General features: G+C 47.8%; 16 protein-coding genes and 1 tRNA gene. 9 read left to right on the top strand and 8 right to left on the bottom strand.

Annotated features, from left to right (window positions below):
- The 5 genes from ACWHX8_RS04340 to ACWHX8_RS04360 all read left to right on the top strand — a co-directional run bounded on the left by ACWHX8_RS04340 (position 1) and on the right by ACWHX8_RS04360 (position 4,730).
- On the top strand, positions 1 to 1,293 hold the full coding sequence (locus ACWHX8_RS04340) for a hypothetical protein (RefSeq protein WP_447970736.1): 1,293 nt from the start codon (positions 1 to 3) through the stop codon (positions 1,291 to 1,293).
- A gap of 27 nt (positions 1,294 to 1,320) precedes the next feature.
- Entirely contained in the window at positions 1,321 to 2,190 is an 870-nt protein-coding gene (locus ACWHX8_RS04345) for a sulfurtransferase (RefSeq protein WP_447970737.1), read from the top strand.
- Positions 2,191 to 2,270: 80 nt separating this feature from the next.
- Positions 2,271 to 2,627: a small metal-binding protein SmbP gene (gene smbP, locus ACWHX8_RS04350; protein WP_447970738.1), complete on the top strand. Its 357-nt coding sequence runs from the start codon at positions 2,271 to 2,273 to the stop codon at positions 2,625 to 2,627.
- A 210-nt stretch (positions 2,628 to 2,837) separates the two neighbouring features.
- On the top strand, positions 2,838 to 3,683 hold the full coding sequence (locus ACWHX8_RS04355) for a nitrilase-related carbon-nitrogen hydrolase (RefSeq protein WP_447970739.1): 846 nt from the start codon (positions 2,838 to 2,840) through the stop codon (positions 3,681 to 3,683).
- 318 nt (positions 3,684 to 4,001) lie between these two features.
- Positions 4,002 to 4,730, top strand: a complete 729-nt coding sequence (locus ACWHX8_RS04360; protein ID WP_447970740.1) for a helix-hairpin-helix domain-containing protein — start codon at positions 4,002 to 4,004, stop codon at positions 4,728 to 4,730.
- Positions 4,731 to 4,902: 172 nt separating this feature from the next.
- Here the strand turns inward: ACWHX8_RS04360 and ACWHX8_RS04365 are convergent, their stop codons facing one another.
- From ACWHX8_RS04365 to rpmB, 6 genes are all read right to left on the bottom strand, one after another.
- The gene (locus tag ACWHX8_RS04365) at positions 4,903 to 5,586 is read right to left on the bottom strand and encodes an ABC transporter ATP-binding protein (RefSeq protein WP_447971862.1); all 684 of its coding nucleotides are present in this window, start codon (positions 5,584 to 5,586) and stop codon (positions 4,903 to 4,905) included.
- A 31-nt stretch (positions 5,587 to 5,617) separates the two neighbouring features.
- Positions 5,618 to 6,895 (bottom strand): FtsX-like permease family protein, encoded by a 1,278-nt coding sequence (locus tag ACWHX8_RS04370; RefSeq protein WP_447971863.1) that lies wholly within the window; start codon positions 6,893 to 6,895, stop codon positions 5,618 to 5,620.
- A 2-nt stretch (positions 6,896 to 6,897) separates the two neighbouring features.
- Positions 6,898 to 8,385, bottom strand: a complete 1,488-nt coding sequence (gene lysS / locus ACWHX8_RS04375; protein ID WP_447970741.1) for a lysine--tRNA ligase — start codon at positions 8,383 to 8,385, stop codon at positions 6,898 to 6,900.
- 101 nt (positions 8,386 to 8,486) lie between these two features.
- Positions 8,487 to 9,594, bottom strand: a protein-coding gene (gene prfB, locus ACWHX8_RS04380) for a peptide chain release factor 2 (RefSeq protein WP_447970742.1) whose coding sequence is annotated in 2 segments (ribosomal slippage) — positions 8,487 to 9,524 and positions 9,526 to 9,594 — 1,107 coding nt in all. Because the reading frame shifts where the segments join, the coding sequence is not laid out codon by codon here.
- Positions 9,595 to 9,637: 43 nt separating this feature from the next.
- Positions 9,638 to 11,212, bottom strand: a complete 1,575-nt coding sequence (lnt, locus tag ACWHX8_RS04385) for an apolipoprotein N-acyltransferase (RefSeq protein WP_447970743.1) — start codon at positions 11,210 to 11,212, stop codon at positions 9,638 to 9,640.
- A 364-nt stretch (positions 11,213 to 11,576) separates the two neighbouring features.
- A complete protein-coding gene (gene rpmB, locus ACWHX8_RS04390) occupies positions 11,577 to 11,768 on the bottom strand; it encodes a 50S ribosomal protein L28 (protein WP_447970744.1) in 192 nt (63 codons plus the stop codon).
- A 131-nt stretch (positions 11,769 to 11,899) separates the two neighbouring features.
- Between rpmB and recG the strand changes: the two genes are divergently transcribed.
- From recG to ACWHX8_RS04410, 4 genes are all read left to right on the top strand, one after another.
- On the top strand, positions 11,900 to 14,530 hold the full coding sequence (recG, locus tag ACWHX8_RS04395; protein ID WP_447970745.1) for an ATP-dependent DNA helicase RecG: 2,631 nt from the start codon (positions 11,900 to 11,902) through the stop codon (positions 14,528 to 14,530).
- Between the two features lie 384 nt (positions 14,531 to 14,914).
- Positions 14,915 to 15,001, top strand: a tRNA-Leu gene (locus ACWHX8_RS04400).
- A gap of 234 nt (positions 15,002 to 15,235) precedes the next feature.
- The gene (locus tag ACWHX8_RS04405; RefSeq protein WP_447970746.1) at positions 15,236 to 15,991 is read left to right on the top strand and encodes a hypothetical protein; all 756 of its coding nucleotides are present in this window, start codon (positions 15,236 to 15,238) and stop codon (positions 15,989 to 15,991) included.
- Positions 15,992 to 16,699: 708 nt separating this feature from the next.
- Entirely contained in the window at positions 16,700 to 16,942 is a 243-nt protein-coding gene (locus ACWHX8_RS04410; RefSeq protein WP_447970747.1) for a sulfurtransferase TusA family protein, read from the top strand.
- Positions 16,943 to 16,953: 11 nt separating this feature from the next.
- Here ACWHX8_RS04410 and rsmI read toward each other — a convergent pair whose 3' ends face one another.
- A complete protein-coding gene (rsmI, locus tag ACWHX8_RS04415) occupies positions 16,954 to 17,652 on the bottom strand; it encodes a 16S rRNA (cytidine(1402)-2'-O)-methyltransferase (protein WP_447970748.1) in 699 nt (232 codons plus the stop codon).
- A 6-nt stretch (positions 17,653 to 17,658) separates the two neighbouring features.
- The gene (locus ACWHX8_RS04420; protein WP_447970749.1) at positions 17,659 to 18,024 is read right to left on the bottom strand and encodes a hypothetical protein; all 366 of its coding nucleotides are present in this window, start codon (positions 18,022 to 18,024) and stop codon (positions 17,659 to 17,661) included.
- Positions 18,025 to 18,175 lie beyond the last annotated feature (151 nt).

Raw genomic sequence — 18,175 nt, forward strand, 5'->3', positions numbered from 1 at the left:
ATGAAACGAAAGCGTATGCGGCGTGGTCCTGTGTTGTTTTTACTGACCATTGTTATAGGTGTCCTCGTTTATATCTTTTATACCGAGTTTCGCCCAACCGTTATTTTTGGCCTTCGCGATGACTATGCACGAGCTATTCCATTTCAAAAAGTCCCAGTTGGACTGCAAAGTTTAAAAGCCGAAGATTGCGGATCGTGTCATCAGGAAATATATAAAGAATGGAAAACGAGTATTCATGCGCATGCGTACGACGATCCATTTTTTCAGGCCTATTGGAACAAAGACAAGCATGTCTTTGTATGTTTGAATTGCCATGCGCCTCTCGAAAATCAGCAGCCGATGTTGATTCAAGATATTCCCAATGATCGCGTTGAACGAGCGACGCAAATTCCCAATTATCGCTATGACAAGGGTTTTGAGCGTGAAGGGGTCACCTGTGCGGCATGCCATGTTCGTGATGGGGTGATTCATGGCCCATACGGAGATTCTGTCGCACCACATCCCACCAAGTTTGACCCTGCGTTTCGGACGACCCAGATGTGTCATCGATGCCATAGTGTGGTCTCTGGACCCTTTCAGTTTTACAATGGTGGTCCTTGTGGGACCTATACCGAGTATGAAGGTGAGTTTTTCATGAAGGAAAAGGGGTTAATCTGCCAGAGTTGTCATATGCCTGAAGTGACCAGGCCTGTCGCCAAAGGCGGCCCCATACGGAATGGACGGCGACATCTGTGGCGGGGAGGGCATGACCCTGAGATGATTAAGCGGGCGATTGCGGTGCAAGTTGTAGCTGAGCCACTACAGCCAGAACCGGGGGACAGGGTTGATTTCACCTTGACCCTCATTAATGCCGGAGCCGGACATAAAATCCCGACGGGAGATCCGGATCGACATTTTTCCGTTGAATTCGTCATTCTCGATGGTGAAGGCAATATTGTGGAGCATCAAGCTGAAACGATGGGACGTTGGATTCTCTGGCAGCCCGTGATTTTGGAAGTCTATGATAATCGCCTCTTGCCGTTGGCCAGTCGAGATTATCAATTTGACTATGACTTACCAGAAGGGGCAACGGACTGGAAGGTTCAGGTGAAGATTCGCTACCATATTTTGACAGATGGCCAGCATGAAATGCTGCGTGAAAGCTACGGCTTAACCGGAAATGATCCGTATGTATTTACTATCTATGAGCGAGATTTCCCATTGAATGAAACTCTGTCTGTTGCGTTGGATGCGCAGCCTGTCGATCCGAGATTAGGCTGTGCCAAGCCAGCGGAAGCCGACACAGTGGGATAACCGTTTTGTGTTCATGAAGGAGACCCCATGATTGAAGATTTTTTAATTGACACGGAAACGTTGGCGCAAAACCTTGGCCGAGAGGGACTGGTGATTATTGATGTCCGTGGCCCGGCCGCCTATTCTTCGCATATTCCTGGTGCTGTGCATAGTACATGGCACGAATATAGTGATCCGCAAGCGGTGGCGAAAGGCTTGTTAAATCCAGATCTCAAAGTTATTGAACAACGGTTGCAAGCCTTAGGAATTCACCAGAATAGTGATGTCATTATCTATTCCAACCCGTTTGATAACTGGGGCGATGAAGGCCGAATGTATTGGATGTTGCAATACCTGGGACATCAGAGTGTCCGTATTCTTGATGGAGGTTGGGTGAAGTGGGTTGCCGAGCAGCGGCCCTATGAGCATCAAATGGTGCGATTGCCGCCGGGTGATTTTACTGTGACCGTTCGCCCTGAGTTGATCATCTCGAAAGATCAGCTGAAGAAATTAGTGAAGCAGTCCAATCCGGGAACGGAAATTATTGATGCGCGAAGTGTTGAGGAATATGCGGGGAAGGAAGTTGATGGCTTGCCCCGAGCCGGACATATTCCCATGGCCATTAATATGCCGTGGAGCGGTTTTCTCAATTCAGACGCAACTGTGCGAGACCTGGATTCGATCAAGAAGGTCTTTGAAGACCGCGGAATTGACCCTCAAAAAGAAATTGTCACCTATTGCTTAGGCGGTGTTCGTGCCGCCTGGCTGTATTTTATCATGCGTCTCGTCGATTTCGAGCATGTGAAGTGTTATCCAGGATCGTGGTGGGAGTGGAGCCGAGATTTTGCCGCTCCCGTAGAAAAGGATGTTCGATTGTTACATAAAGTATCTAATCCAACGGAAGTGAAGCCATCTTGATCTTCGCGCGGAGGCATGCGAGGATGTATCAGGTTTGCGTTTCTTCATTTCTGACTTTTTATAAACGAAGGAGGTTGCAGATGATCCGAATGGTTGGCCGGAAGGCGTTGGTCGTTGGTAGTATGATGGCGCTCTTATCTTTAGGGGTATTTTCATCTTCCGCAGTGGCGGATATGAATCCTCATGTCACAGAAGCCATCGCGCATGCTGAAGGCGCGGCAAAACATGGTGGAGAAGGCCATGCCGATGCTTTAGTGACTCATGCTGAAGAAGCGCTGACTCATGCACAAGCCGCACAGAAAGACGTCCAGAATCCGCATTTGGATGAGGGCGTGAGTGAATTAGAGGCAGCGATTGAACATGGAAAGCAAGGCCATGCTGATGTTGGAACGAAGCATGCCAATAGTGCCGTGATGCATATGAAAGAGGTTCACTGAATTATTAGATTTTGGTGACCAGAAAGGGCGGGTAGGGGACCCCCTACCCGCCCTTTTTGTCTGGCCAGGTATTTGAAATACCGTATCTCGTAGATCGTGAAGCGTATCTCAGAAAACCGTATTTCGTCATTCGTTGCTCGTCGTTCGTCAAAGTAGGATGAGGACGCTTTTCAGAAACGAGATACGAAAGACGAACAACGAACGACAATTTTGGGGCGACGACATACGGTTTTCCCTGGGGATATGTGGTATGTGTTAGGGGTGGTCATGCGAGTTGGGTTCTATCAATACGCTCCTCGATTTGGGGAGATTCAGCATAATGTCGATGCGGTCATCGGCCAATTGGAGTCGATCGACTGCGATGTACTCGTGTTACCGGAATTAGCCATGTCTGGCTATCAGTTCTGTTCGGGTGAAGAGGTCGCACGATTGGCTGAATCTGTGCCTGATGGACTGACGACTCGACGATTGACGGAATTGGCGAAACAGCGCCATTGCTATATTGTTGCAGGATTGCCGGAACAGCATGCCGGGAAATTTTATAATTCGGCTGTCCTTGTGGGCCCGTCAGGGTTTATTGGTGTCTATCGAAAGGTGCATTTATTTTTTGAAGAGACATTATTTTTTTCACCGGGAAACTTGGGTTTTCAAGTCTGGCCCATTGGCGATACACGTATCGGTCTGCTGATTTGCTTTGATTGGTTTTATCCTGAAGCTGCCAGAACGTTGTCCCTCATGGGGGCGGATATTCTTTGCCACCCATCGAATCTTGTTCTTCCTCACTGTCCCGATGCTATGGTGACTCGTTGTTTGGAAAATCGAGTGTTTGGCATTACCGCGAATCGAATTGGTGAAGAAGCACGAGGAGAGAAACCAGCTTTGCGCTTTATTGGGAAAAGTGAAATTATCTCTCCGTCAGGGAACATTTTGCATCGTGCCTCTGAGACGGAATCGGAACTTGTCCTGCTGGATATCGATCCCATGCAAGCGCGAGATAAAAACTTGAATCCCTATAATGACCTGTTGCGTGATCGTCGTCCTCAATATTATGAATAGGGCACTTCTAAAAGTCGTCATTTTCCGCGATTGCGGCGTCAGCCGCGTGCTCAAATCCTCATGTATGTGTCAATACACTGTGGTTTTGCGCGCGTGACTTCCTTGCACGCACGAAAAAATCCTGGTTTTTAGAGGTGCCCAATGATGTTTGTGGATACGCTTTGCCAATTGCGTTGATTGAGGCTATTCTATAGATACGTGGCGTATCCCCGAGGGTCGAGATATCGCCTGCGTTGGGCTGGTAGCGGGATCGCAGGGATGGGTACGCAACGAGAGTGTTGCACGAGTGCTGATCGCTAACATACAGGGAGGAAATTCATGAGAATCTGGTTGATCAGTGCCATTATGATGATGGCCTTTGTGTTGTCAGGTTGTATGGTTTCAAAGTCGACGTATGATGCGGCTGTTTCTGATATGGAATCAGCAAAGGCCGAATTAGAAAAAATGCGCATGCATCGAGATGCACTTGACCAGCAAATGAAGACACTCAAAAATGCGAATGAATCGGTGTCAACTGACCTGGAGGTGATGACGGCCGAGGTGCAGCGCATCAAGGAAGGTCGAAAAGGCGAGCAGGCGCTCTTACAAAACCGCCAAAAAGACATGGAGCGAAATCTCAAGCAGGTGCTAGTGAAGCACAAGCGGTTAGCGAAGGAATACCAAAAGGTGAAGAGTCAGAATGCCGCATTAAAGGATACGGTCGTTCGATATCAAAAAGAATTGAAGGCTAATAGAGAAAAGAAGGTCTCGGCATTAGCGCCTTCCTCATCTTCGCAAAAGTCTCTTGGATCGACGGCCATGCCAGACATGAAGTCTGCAGCAACGGCGGGTGCCCGGTCTTCCGTGCCAGGGAAAAAGATGCAGTTGGTCAATATCAACAAAGCATCGGCAAGCGATCTCATCTTGTTTCTTGGATTGACGAAAGAAGTGGCCGATGAGGTTGTGGCCAATCGTCCCTACCGCTTACGAGGTGAACTCGTTGCCAAGCAGGTGGTGCCGAAGGCGACATTTGATGTGATCAAAGATAGAATTACTGCAGCCCGATAAGGGCCGTTGACAGGAGGAGTGAGTGTTGGCGGAGACTCACAGCCGTTGACGCAGCCTTTGAATGATCACATATCCCGCAAGTCTCAAGTTTGGCAGAATGCATGAGACTTCAAATCATACACTTCTTGGTTTTACTTGAATGCTGCTGTCGGGATATTTCTCGCATTTCTTTTCATAGGGTTCGATCTTCAGTAATGACGCCGTCTTCAAGATGAATCAATCGATCAGATTGCGCGGAAAGTTTTTCATTGTGGGTGACGATCACAAATGCCGTCCCTCGCCGTTGATTCAAGTTCCTCAACATTGTAAATAACGAATCTCCAGTATGGCTGTCTAAATTGCCTGTGGGTTCATCTGCCAGTACCAGGTCTGGATTTCGAATTAAGGCCCTGGCGACCGCTATTCGTTGTTGTTCCCCGCCTGAAAGCTCTCCTGGTTTGTGATGCATTCGGTGAGAGAGCCCGACTTCTTCTAGCAGAGCCTTGGCTGCTTCGCAGGCTGTGTGTTTGGGCTGGCGTTGAATGAGGGCTGGGAGATACGTGTTTTCGAGTGCCGTAAATTCTGGAAGAAGATGATGGAATTGAAAGACAAAGCCGAGGCGGCGATTTCGAAAGTCCGCTAAGGCTGATTCGTTCATGCTGAGCAGTTCTTGCCCTTCATAGGTCAGCATGCCTTGAGTGGGTTTATCCAATGTGCCCATGATATGGAGCAAGGTACTTTTTCCCGCCCCTGACGCCCCGATGATTGAGATCATTTCTTGACGATGAATGGTCAAGTGAATCCCTTTCAAAATATCGACACGTTGTTGTTCCAAGTAAAATGTCTTGTGGAGATCATGAATCTCAAGTAGCGGCATACGTGAGGGCTGTTGTTGGGAGGCAGCAGGCTCATTCATAGCGAAGCGCGCTCACGGGATTGAGTTTGGCGGCCTGCCATGATGGGTACAGGGTGGCGGCAAAGCTAATGATGATGGCTGAAATGGCGACAAGCGCCACATCCATCCCGAGGACATGTACCGGGATCTTCGAGATGTAGTAGACCGAGGCATCAAACGTCCAGTAATTTTGAATCAGCCATAAGAATGTATAGCCGAGAGGAATTCCGATAGCCGTTCCGGTTAACCCAATGACGAGTCCATTGAGCATGAAAATACGCATGATGGATTTTGGGGTCGATCCCATAGCTTTCAAAATTGCGATTTCGCGCTGTTTTTCATTCACAATCATGGTTAACGTGCCCACGATATTAAATGAGGCCACGAGCGTGATGAGGACAAGAAGGAGGAACATCATGGTTTTTTCAAGCTTGAGAGCTGAGAATAAATTACGATTGAGATGCATCCAATCCTTGGCGGAGACGGATGGGCCGAGCGTCATTTCAATGTCTCGCGCAATGGAATTGGCTTGGAATACATCATCGACTTTGAGTTGAATACCGGTGACGGTATCTCCCAGGTTAAAAAACTCCTGTGCTTGCGAGAGTGAAATATAAGCCAGCGACGAATCATATTCATACATGCCAGATTCAAAAATTCCCACAACCACATACGGTCGAATTTTGGGAGTCATGGAGAGTGCATTGATAGGGCCGACAGGTGAAACGACATTGACGGGATCTCCAAGAAATAGGCCGAGGCGGGCAGCCAATTCTTTCCCAAGGAAAATTCCTGGTTTCATCTTGCTTGATGTATCTGGTGGGGGAGTGGGTTGTGAATGTGGTGATTGCACGGAAGCTGGAGGATGTTCAAGATCAGGAAGTGCCCCATATTTCAGATTTGAAGCGAGTTCCGTCACTTGCGATTCTTTCTCCGGGTCTATGCCTCGTAGGATAATCCCTTGTACCCCAGATTTCGATGAGAGGAGTACTTGCTTATAGATAAACGGTGCCGCGGCAAGGGTGTGAGGTATTTTCCCCACTTGTTCGAGTACCGTTGTATAGTTACTCATGTTGGGGATGCCACGTTCTTGGACAATGATATGTGCTGTTGTCCCAAGGATTTTTGATTGAAGATCTTCTTTGAATCCCGTCATGATTCCTAATGTGCCGATGAGCGCAGCAACGCCAAGGGTAATGCCGGCAATGGAAATAAATGTATTGAGGGAAATCGTGCGCTGGCGTCGTTTGGCCCGAAGGTATCGAAGCCCGACGAATATTTCGTAGGGCATACTCACAAGGATTTATCCGGACGAAGTTGAGGAAAGAGGATCACGTCTCGAATCGAGGCTTGATTCGTCAGGAGCATCACAAGCCGGTCAATGCCGATACCTTCACCGGCTGTCGGGGGCATACCGAATTCCAAGGCACGCAGAAAGTCTTCGTCAAGATAGTGAGCTTCATCATCGCCGGCTGCACGCTGTTCGACTTGTCCCTCAAAGCGTTGCCGTTGGTCAATGGGGTCATTCAGCTCTGAAAATCCATTCGCCAGTTCTCGACCGCCTACAAATAATTCAAAACGGTCGGTTAAGGCGGGATTTGTGTCTTTCCGTCGCGCGAGGGGCGAGATCTCGATTGGGAAATCTGTAATAAACGTGGGCTGTATTAATGTCGGTTCCACGGTGGCCTCAAACAGTTGAGTGAGGACAGGAATCAATCCCTTCTCCGGTTCTATGTGGACCTTGAGAGACTTGGCGACTTCGACGGCTTTCCCCAGGTCCGTTAATATGGACGGATCGACCTGATTCACTTCCACGACCGCATCTAAATACGGCATGCGACGCCAGGGAGGAGCTAAGTCGATAGATTGACCTTGATAGTCAATTGTTGTCGTGCCGCACACGGTGGTCGCGAGGCCTGAAAACAGTTCCTCTGTGAGAGTCATGAGATCATGATAGTCCGCATAGGCTTGATAAAACTCCAGCATCGTAAATTCTGGATTATGAATCGTTGAGATGCCTTCATTTCGAAAATTCCGGTTAATCTCAAAGACACGACGAAGCCCTCCAACAATAAGACGTTTGAGATATAATTCCGGAGCAATTCTCAAATAAAGGTCGATGTCCAGTGTGTTGTGATGGGTGACAAAGGGGCGGGCGGCTGCTCCCCCAGGAATTGGCTGCATCATGGGGGTTTCGACTTCCAGAAACCCACGTTCGGTGAGAAAGTTTCGAATCTCAGACACAATCTGACTCCGCATTCGAAAGGTGCGGTGAATCTCGGGATTTGCGATAAGATCGACATACCGTTGACGGTACCGTGTCTCGATATCCGTGAGTCCATGCCATTTTTCTGGCAGGGGACGCAAGCCTTTGGCTAAAAACACAAACGTTTTGACTTCTACCGTCAGTTCATCCGTTTTGGTACGAAACAATCGTCCTTCTACTCCAATCCAATCACCAAGGTCGAACTCTTTGGAGATTGTATACAGTTCTATCCCGACCACATCTTGCTTGAGGTAGACTTGGAGCCGATCGCCTCCGTCTTGCAAGGTGGCGAATGCGGCTTTGCCAAACCGTCTCAACGCGACGATGCGTCCAGCAATCTTGCAGGGGATATGATCTGTATCCAACTCCTCTTTCTGTTTGGTGCTATGGGACGCAATGATTTCCGCAACCGTATGTGTCGGTTCGTAGCGAAGGCCGTAGGGAGAGGCCCCAAGGCCTTTCAATATATCAAGCTTTTCTAATCGCTGAACTTGTTGGTCGTTTAATTCATCCATTGGGATACCTGTCGTTCGTTGCTTGTATTTCGTATCTCGTGTAGGAAAGGCGTACTCATCCTTCTTTTTCGAACGACGAACAACGAACGACGAAATACGGTTTACGCTTCATCAGAGACGGCCTTTCGGAGATATGCTTCAATAAAAGGGGTTAATGCCCCGTCCATGACGGCGGGGACGTTACCAGACTCGTGATTCGTTCGATGGTCTTTCACCATTTGATAGGGTTGAAACACATAGGACCGAATCTGACTTCCCCAGGCAATGTCCTTTTTTTCGCCGACGATATTTTGAAACTCCGCTTCTTTCTTTTTTTGTTCGAGTTCAAAGAGTTTCCCCTTCAGTACTCGCATCGCTCCCATGCGATTTTGCAACTGAGATCGTTCGTTTTGACATTGCACGACGATGCCTGTAGGTAGATGGGTCATGCGTATGGCTGTTTCCACCTTATTGACGTTCTGACCTCCGGCTCCACCAGCGCGAAACGTATCGATTTTGAGGTCTTTGTCGTCAATTGTGACTTCTACGTCATCATCAAGTTCGGGATAGACTCCAACTGCGACGAACGAGGTATGCCGTCGTTTATTCGCATCAAAGGGGGAAATTCTCACTAATCGATGTACTCCTGCTTCGGCTTTTAAATAACCATAGGCATTGAGGCCAGAAATCCCGAGGGTGACACTCTTGATGCCAGCTTCGTCTCCAGGCTGCAAGTCAATCGTTTCGACTTTATACCTTTTTTCCTCTGCCCAGCGAACGTACATCCGCATAAGCATTTGTCCCCAATCTTGAGATTCTGTGCCGCCGGCTCCTGGGTAGAGGCTCAAGATTGCCGGACGGTGGTCGTGTGGGCCGGAAAGGAGACGTTCGAGCTGCCAGGCTTCCAGCGTTGCTTCGATTTGCTGAAGGCCGGCGTCCAATTCATGTTGGAGTTCAGCATCTTCCTCTTCCTTCGTGAGTTCAACGAGGGCTTCCAAGTCGCTATACTGCCGCTCAAAATCTGTGACGCGTTGAATGTCACGTTCAATCGTCGCTTGTCGACGACCGACTTTTGCCGCGTTATTCGCGTCTTTCCAGAAATCTGGTTGAGCGGTTTCTTGTTCGAGCTCGTCGAGTTCAGTCTTTAGGCGAGGGAGGTCAAAGAGACCTCCGTAGGTCGGTAATGTGATTGGCAATATGGGTCATGCGGGTCCGAATGTCTTCGAGCATTCTGGTCTCCTTTTTTAAGTTATGTCGTTAAGACTGAGATGTCTTAGATCTTGGTCTGACGAGTTCGACGATGTTGATGCCACGCACATATGGTGAGCAGTATAACACAACTCCAGGCAAACACATCTCCATTTTGTGAATAAAATGTTGTCGTTGTGCGTAGTGGGATTGTTCCAGTCAGCGCTTCTTGCGTGAAGATTGGCGTGGTCGCAAGAATGTGCCCCGTGGGTGCAATAAATCCGGAAATTCCGGTATTCGCAGATCGAGCAAAGGCTAAGCGATTCTCGACGGCTCGGAAGACCACCATCCCGAAGTGTTGATACGGTGCAACTGAATCACCAAACCAGGCATCGTTCGTAATTGTGACGAGGAAGTCGGCACCCTCCTTCGCCATGCGTCTGACCAAATCTGGAAAGATCACCTCAAAGCAAATCGCCACACCAAAATTGAGAGTTGGTCGTTCATCCTTTTGAGGCAAGGTGACGGTCATCGGGCCAACGCCGGACCGAAAGTCCCCAATACCGACAACGAGTTTATCGAGGAAAAATAAAATGGTTCGGAGGGGAATATATTCTCCAAATGGGACAAGATGACGTTTGTCATATCGTCCGACAATTTCTCCTTCAGGCATTAACAAATAGGCACTGTTCATGAGATAGGGACTGCCGTCTTGGTGGCGACGAAGGGTCGGACTTCCAAACAGCAAGGGGGTATTGGTCTCTTGGACAACCAAGGCCACTTGTCGTTGATAATTGGGTTCTCGCTCAAAGAAGAACGGCGTAGCCGATTCCGGCCAAATTAAAAGATCGGTCTCTTTGGCGGCTTGGCGACTGAGGGTGTTATAGCGGTTGACCGTTTCTTGACGGTAGGTTTCATCCCATTTTTTAGCCTGATCAATATTGCCTTGCACGACGCCTACTCTAAGCGAACGAGTTGAGGCATGGCTTTCGGTATACCGATCTAGTTGCCATATTCCGTAGACGAGCGTGAGTCCAAGTATCCCAATGGCGGATGCAACAGTAGGCCAAGGAAAGGGCCGTACGTTCTTATTCAGCCTACTTTTTGCCCAGCAAATGAACTGAAAGATCATCACGTTTGTTGACACAATCATGAATGAAAGTCCGTAGACGCCTGTGATATCGGCAATCTGAATGACGGAAAGCCACTGATATTGTGAATAGCCGAGGAGTGCCCAGGGAAATCCACTGAACACATACGTTCGAATGAATTCGAGGACGACCCAGAGACTAGGGGCGGCCAGCCATATAATGAGCTGTGTCGAGTGTGTGAACCAGGAGACTCCAAAAGTGTAAAGCCCGACATAGAGTCCGAGGTAGCTTGCGAGTAAGATCATCAGGCCAATACTAATCACTAAAGGCACCTGACCATACGAATGCATGGCGGTAATCACCCAATTCACGGTCCCGGCAAATCCCAAGGTGCCGGCGAACCACCCACACCAAAACGATTGTTTTGGCGAGAGGCCGTCAATCGCCATATGAAGCGGGACCAACATGATCCAAGCCACCCATCCAAAATCCAAGTTGGGAAAGCACAAGGGGTACAAAATTCCGGTAAGAAAGACAGCAAGAAGTCGTGGTGTGGAAAAAATCTTCACAGAACAAGGGTATAGGAGAACAGGTCAGGAGTGGCAAGAAAAGATTTCAAGAGATTTCTCTCAATCATGATGTATTGGAAGTCGCTTGAAATATTTGACGCTGAGTATTCGATCGTCGATGTGACAAATGTATTGTGTCATACCCATTGTCGTCATCTTCGTCAAGTTCCTTGGTCTTTCTCAATCTGCATGTGGAAGAAGTAGAAATTTTTCCAGCCCTCTTCCATTTTTGAGCGTTCAGTATTCTCAACCGTATTCAATTTTCAGAAGGCTGGTAAGGATAGCTTGTTACAAGTTTCTCAGAAACGATGAATTCGAATCTGGTAGGGGCGGATGAAGGGATAAATTCAATATCGTGCAGTCATTATACAGCTTTTTGAACAAGTCCTGATCTGAGACATCGAGTGCAAACCTTGATTCTTCGTGCCGCACCCTTGATTAGGGCTTTGACCGTTTGGAGATTGGGCCGAAAGACTCGTTTGGTTCGATTATTCGCATGACTTACATTATTTCCGACTTGTCGAAGCTTTCCACATATTTCACAGGCATAAGCCATGGCGTACTCTCCTACTCTTAGTAATAGTTGTGAGGAACAAACGTCCTTGATACCATACGCTGTTGGTCGAAGACAAGTCTTCATGGAGGGGCGGGTCGTTTGATATTCCTCATTATTATCGAAAAATTACCATGGTGAGGCAAGGGGCATCAGCAAAATTATTCGACCTATACATGGCTTGGCAGTCATTGCTCAAGCAACTCAGTGCTTCTCTCCCTTCGCATTCTTCTTCCACTTCTCCAATTGTCCACCCTTTTCCCGGTAATCGGCAGGTTGGAGCTGAGATTTCTCGGCAGGTTTTTGATTTATTGGGTCGTGGTATCTTTTCGTCACAACTTGAAGCCGATCTGATGTGCCTGAGGCAATTATTTGTTGATTTCGATGCGCTTCAAACCCAACATGAGCGAAATATTCGTGTGGCTCAAGCTCGGACTATTTTGAGCGGTTTGCATGTTGCCATGCATTCTGATGCCGCTGTGCAGAATAGCAAGCCTTTCCTGGCTCCTGTCGCGTCAAAAGCAGAAATAAATCACGTGTCTTCATCTGCTCCGACACATCTGTGGAATCTGCCCGTACGTTTTGGAAAAGGCGTTGGCCCAACCCGGGCTCGACTTTTGGAGAAACTGGGAATTATCACAGTTGAAGATGCGTTCTGGTTTCTCCCCTGGCGGTATGAAGATTGGTCCACGATTACACCCATTCATCAACTTCGACCTGCAATGAACGTGACTGTCTGTGGACGTGTGACGTCTTGTCAATCACGGCGAACGTCGCGAAAGGGGTTGGTGATTGTATCCATCGCTATTGATGATGGCACTGGCGTTCTTCATGCCGTGTTTTTCAATCAACCATTTTTAGAGCAATTGTTTGTGCCAGGAACATGCCTGCTTTTGCATGGCGAGGTCTCTATGGAGAATAAGCGTCGCGCATCTCTTCACATGCGAGCGCCTCAGCATGACCTGATTCGGCATGATGGAGAGACGAGCGATGGCGTGGGTCGTCTTGTCCCGGTGTATCACGAAACAAAAGGGATGACATCGCGGCAGCTTCGACGAATTCTGACTGAACTCTATGAGCGCTATCGCGATGCCATTGAAGAGATTCTCCCATCCGATCTTTTAAGAAAGTTGAAGTTGCCTTCGCTGAAGACCTCGGTTACGGCACTGCATTTTCCTGAAAATTCCGAGAATGTGGAAGAGCTGACTCATGGTACGACGACTGCCCACCAACGGTTTGCGTTCGAAGAATTGCTGCTTCTTCAGCTTGCGCTGGCTGTCCGCCGGAGAATGATCAAAACGGAGTCTCGAGGAATTGAGTTTTCTGTGCATACGCAATTGGTGAAAGAATTTCGAACTCTTTTGCCTTTTACCTTAACTGCCGCACAGGAACGTGTGATTCAAGAAATTCAGTCGGATATGGCTGGTTCTTCTTCAATGAATCGTCTGCTTCAGGGAGATGTTGGGGCAGGAAAGACGATGGTCGCGCTTCATGCGATTGTGACAGCCTGCGGATCGGGCTATCAGGCGGCGTTGATGGCACCGACCGAAGTGTTAAGTGAGCAACATTTTTTAACCATTGAACCGTATTTCAGGCAATTGGGCATCACTGTGGTGCGTGTCAAAGGCGGACAAACCGCTCAGGAACGGACACGAGTGCTTCGGCAGCTTGCTTCAGGTCACGCGCAGGTCGCAGTGGGTACTCATGCCTTGCTTCAACCAGAAGTCGACTTCAAAAACCTTGGGTTGGTGATTGTGGATGAGCAACACAAGTTTGGAGTGGTGCAGCGCGCTCAACTTCGTAAGAAAGGAGCCTATCCCCCAGATGTCTTAGTGATGACGGCAACGCCGATTCCTCGAACATTAGCGATGACGGTATACGGTGACTTGGATGTTTCCGTGATTGATCGGCTTCCACCGGGGAGAAAGCCTGTGCGAACGCTTGTGTTTGATGCTCAGGAGCGGGAGCGAGCCTATGCTTTAGTACAAAAAGAAGTGCATGCCGGGCGACAAGCGTATATTGTCTATCCCCTTGTTGAACCCTCTGAAAAAATAGACTTGCAGGCAGCGGTTGAAGCGGCAGAACGCTTACAGCAAGAAGCGTTCCGAGAGTTGAAGGTTGGCTTACTCCATGGACGAATGAAATCAAAAGAGAAGCAGGCAACCATGGCTGCATTTAAAAAGGGCCGTATCCATGTCCTTGTGGCCACGACAGTCATTGAGGTTGGCGTTGATGTGCCAAATGCCACCATCATCTTAATTGAGCATGCTGAGCGATTTGGATTAGCGCAATTACACCAATTGCGAGGTCGGGTCGGACGTGGTGCGCAACAGGCGCTGTGTGTATTGGTACGTTCGGCGATCAAGCCTGTTGTTCAAGAGAGCCCTGCCTCCGGAGATTTGGAATTACCATTTCCACAAATGCCTGCGTCACCAAATGGCCTGGGTAATTTTAATGAGAGTCCTGCTCAAGCCGAGAGTCATCGACTCCAGATATTCGCGCGTTGTGCTGATGGATTTGCGTTAGCTGAGGAAGATCTCAAGCTTCGTGGTCCAGGTAATGTTTTAGGAGTCCAACAATGGGGATCGGTTGATTTTCGGGTGGCTCAGCCTTTTCGAGACCATGAACTCCTTGTTCAAGCCAAGCGGATTGCAGGGGAATGTCTTTCTCAAGACCCTCAGCTCAAATCGCCTAAATATCAGAGCCTAAAAACGACCATGTTGCGAAAGTGGGGGGAAGCATTTGAATTAGGTTCTATCGGATAGGGTAACGGATGGAAATATAGCCGATTCAGTTATACCGAAACGATACGGTGCCACTGTGTACACGTTTGATCTCCAATACGTGAGAGAACACGTCAAGCATTGTCAGTCAAGGCAAGCGGGTATAACCTTCCGATGTTTGGTGTTTGGCATTGATACCGCGTAGAAAGTCCTCACAGTTAAACTGGAACTTATTTGAATTCGCTATATTATAGCCGTTTCAAATAATTTCCGCTGGTTGAAACGTTGTGCCGCGCTGGGTTAGTTGTCTTTTCCTGTTTGGAACGTATTTGGATTCGCTATAATCACAAAATTTTGAAATTTCAGCGTTTTTTGATTTTTAAGGGTTTGACCTCCTTAAAAGTTCATGCTAAAAATCGCTTCTTGGCCCGGATGGCGGAACTGGCAGACGCGCCGGACTCAAAATCCGGTTCTCGCAAGAGAGTGGGAGTTCGACCCTCCCTCCGGGCACCAACGACTTACAAAACGCTGGTTATTGATGTTTTGAAAGCGTTAAAGTTACATGAATCCGAAATTTCCATGATGACAGACGATTGCACTTGACAGGGCCATGACAGTTGACTATAGTTTGACCCCTTAAAACTGGAAATAAGAAGTAAGAGTAAAAAAGTAAAGTAAGATGGTACGTTGGTTTCAATCCATTATTATTTGACCGATTATTCACTTACACTTCCAAGGAGGAGCCACATGCGGAAGTTAGGTTACTTTGGAGCAGCAATTATTCTTGCAAGCTCGGTGAGCGTGGCAGTGGCGCAAGAGCGAGCGCCTCAACATTCTGGTTTCGGTTCAGGAGTTGGAGAGTCTCAAGGGTCTGGAACTCGGTCTCGCGTCATGAATGAAGATGACATGCTGCGATATCTTTCTGCTCCAGAGACTATTCACGGAGAAGTGCTTGGCGTCAATTACGCAGCGGGAGCCCTCTATCTTGAGATGGGTGGAAGTTCCAGAGATCACCGTGAGATGGGGATTGGTGGTAAGAACATCCAGACGCTGTATTTTGACGACAAAACGAACATTGAAAGCATTAAAATGGTCGGTAGGGGCGATCTGATCGCCGTTTCTGCAGTTCAAGAGACCGATTCTGCGCACCAGTTCAGCACAGGTCGGAAGCTTGTTCGAGAAGTGTATGTTGTAGAGGGTAGTCAGTTGCTTGCCGGTGAAGACAATCCAAACTTCGGTGGTGGATTTGGTCAGCGTCCAGACCCTCTTAATGCGACAGCTCTTCCTGCCACAGGTGGCAGCTATACTGGCGTTCCAGAGGGTGGGATTCAAATGGGTTCAATCAACACTGGAATTTCAACGCCTGTTGGGAAAATGACCGGTGCTGCGCCTTGCTGGCAATGTGCTCCACAGCCAGACACGGTAAACGAAAAAACCCAGAAGAATGTCGCGAGTGACTACGGATCAGATGGGAAGAATTACAACAAAGGTACTGTTCAATAAATAATTCGAGCAGCCTTTACCCATATTGAAAAGAGCGTGGTGGCTTTGGAGGTCGCCACGCTCTTTTTTTAATTACATGTTTACGTGCTATTTACTGTCCTACTAAAATACCTGGTACATACATCGAAATAATAGATTCTTAGTAGCCACTACTAAAGAATGAGGATGCAAACGCAAGCAGTGAATAACGTTACTATTATAACTGTAGCTATCTATTTTTATATTTGAACGAATTTCAACGATTATAGCCGTTTCAGTTATGCCGAATCTACAGGTCACCCTATTGAATACTGATTGCCCCTTCGTTATTGAACCGTCAATCGACTGCAGGTCATCCAGGCGGGCATAACCTTCCTTATTTTCACGGTGTATCGCGCGGGGCTATAGCCGATTCAGTTATACCGAAACGATAAAACACCACCGTGTACAAGTGCCATCCAATACGTGAAAGGCAACGTCAAGCATTGTCAATCAATCCAAGCGGGTATAACCTTCCGATGTTTGGCGTTTGACACCGCGTTGAAAGTCTTTTGGCATTATAGCGAAACCAAATAACTTCCAACCGAATGTACATCATGTACACAGCGCAACAACACACGTCGTGCAGACGGAAGTAAATTGGAACGGCTATAACTGGACCGAATTGAGATTCACTATAACCTTTGAGTGCTTCAGCGTATTATTCTTTTCGAATTAGGGGGAGCGGTTGTGACGCAGAATGAAGCAGAGGAAGAACTCGATTTACGTGGAGTAATTTGTCCGTATAATTTTGTGAAAACAAAGTTAAAGCTTGAAGACATGAATCCAGGATCTGTTTTGGCTGTTGTATTAGATGACGGAGACCCTATTCGAAATGTTCCACAAAGTGTACAAAATGAAGGTCATACGGTGCTACATCAAGAATCCGTCGAGCAGGCTTTTCGGGTGTATATACAAAAAAAATCTGACTAAAATAGGTGTCGTTATTCAAGTCGTTTGAGCTTTTTTGAGTGAAGTCCTTCGATCAGGAGGGTTATCTCACCTTTCACCCGTTGTGCTAAGCCAGTCTTTAGTAGCTCTTCCGCCGATCCTCTCAAAAATTCCTCATTAAGTTTTGTGAGTTCTCGTGCGACCACGACTTGTCTTGCCCCGAATACCTGTTGAATTGACTCGAGTGTTATTCTGATTCGATACGGTGTTTCGAATAAGATAATTGTCCGGGTTTCTTCAACGAGTTTGGTGAGTATTTGTGTCCGAGCCCCTGATTTTTTAGGAAGAAACCCCTGAAACACAAACGCATCAGGTGGGAGGCCTGAGGCTGTTAATGCCGCGAGAATTGCAGACGCTCCAGGTATTGGGACGACTGAAATTTGCTGTGCAATAGCTGCTCGAGTGAGATAATACCCTGGGTCTGAAATTAATGGAGTTCCAGCGTCAGAGACTATTGCCACGTCAGTTCCTTCCTCTAGTCGTTGAAGGAGGACAGGCGTTTTTTCTTCTTTATTGAAATCGTGGTAACTGGTGAGGGTCGTTTGGATATCGTAATACGTGCATATTTTTTGAGTTCGTCGTGTATCTTCGGCCGCAATGATTGAAACGTCTTTTAAGGTTCGAATGGCTCGAAATGTCATGTCTTCGAGGTTTCCGATTGGAGTACTAACGATGAAAAGCGTTCCAGCCATGAGTCTTTAGATGCTGATGCCCTCTTGATGAAATAAGCGATGTCCTAATCCGTAGTTATACGGGTCAGGAATTTTCTTAAAGAATGTTCCTGTTAATGGTTGGATACCATAGATGGAGTGGAAAAAGACATCTTTTGCCGAGTCTTTCGCCAGTAGGAGTTTCGGTGATTTTCTATTATGAGAGTGTTGAGTAATGCTGATATCGAGCTGCAATATTCCTCGAGCACGTGTTGGATGCCAGAAGCCTCGGGTCGGTTCAAAAAAGTCCGTCCAGCAAGGCCACAGCCATTTTGACGCGCGGAGCGTACTGGTTATACGTGAGCACGGCAAAATGGCGAGAACGCCGCTGGCGGATTTTTTCAACAGACCCATTATAGCGAATCTACATATACATCAGTATGCTTGGACACGGTCGTTGAACGACCCGGTTGCACCTGAAGGGTAATCGTTGTTGTGATCGTTCTGGCTACGTATATCTCCATTGCAGGTGTCCTTGGACACGGTTGTTGGGCGAACTATCTGG

The sequence above is a fragment of the Nitrospira sp. M1 genome, from assembly GCF_965152605.1.

Bases quoted from the DNA above. Each gene is read 5' to 3' on its own strand.
- ACWHX8_RS04340 (WP_447970736.1), top strand. From the start codon at position 1: ATGAAACGAAAGCGTATGCGGCGTGGTCCTGTGTTGTTTTTACTGACC.
- ACWHX8_RS04345 (WP_447970737.1), top strand. From the start codon at position 1,321: ATGATTGAAGATTTTTTAATTGACACGGAAACGTTGGCGCAAAACCTT.
- smbP (WP_447970738.1), top strand. From the start codon at position 2,271: ATGATCCGAATGGTTGGCCGGAAGGCGTTGGTCGTTGGTAGTATGATG.
- ACWHX8_RS04360 (WP_447970740.1), top strand. From the start codon at position 4,002: ATGAGAATCTGGTTGATCAGTGCCATTATGATGATGGCCTTTGTGTTG.
- ACWHX8_RS04365 (WP_447971862.1), bottom strand. From the start codon at position 5,586: ATGCCGCTACTTGAGATTCATGATCTCCACAAGACATTTTACTTGGAA.
- ACWHX8_RS04370 (WP_447971863.1), bottom strand. From the start codon at position 6,895: ATGCCCTACGAAATATTCGTCGGGCTTCGATACCTTCGGGCCAAACGA.
- lysS (WP_447970741.1), bottom strand. From the start codon at position 8,385: ATGGATGAATTAAACGACCAACAAGTTCAGCGATTAGAAAAGCTTGAT.
- rpmB (WP_447970744.1), bottom strand. From the start codon at position 11,768: ATGGCTTATGCCTGTGAAATATGTGGAAAGCTTCGACAAGTCGGAAAT.
- recG (WP_447970745.1), top strand. From the start codon at position 11,900: ATGGTGAGGCAAGGGGCATCAGCAAAATTATTCGACCTATACATGGCT.
- ACWHX8_RS04405 (WP_447970746.1), top strand. From the start codon at position 15,236: ATGCGGAAGTTAGGTTACTTTGGAGCAGCAATTATTCTTGCAAGCTCG.
- rsmI (WP_447970748.1), bottom strand. From the start codon at position 17,652: ATGGCTGGAACGCTTTTCATCGTTAGTACTCCAATCGGAAACCTCGAA.
- ACWHX8_RS04420 (WP_447970749.1), bottom strand. From the start codon at position 18,024: ATGGGTCTGTTGAAAAAATCCGCCAGCGGCGTTCTCGCCATTTTGCCG.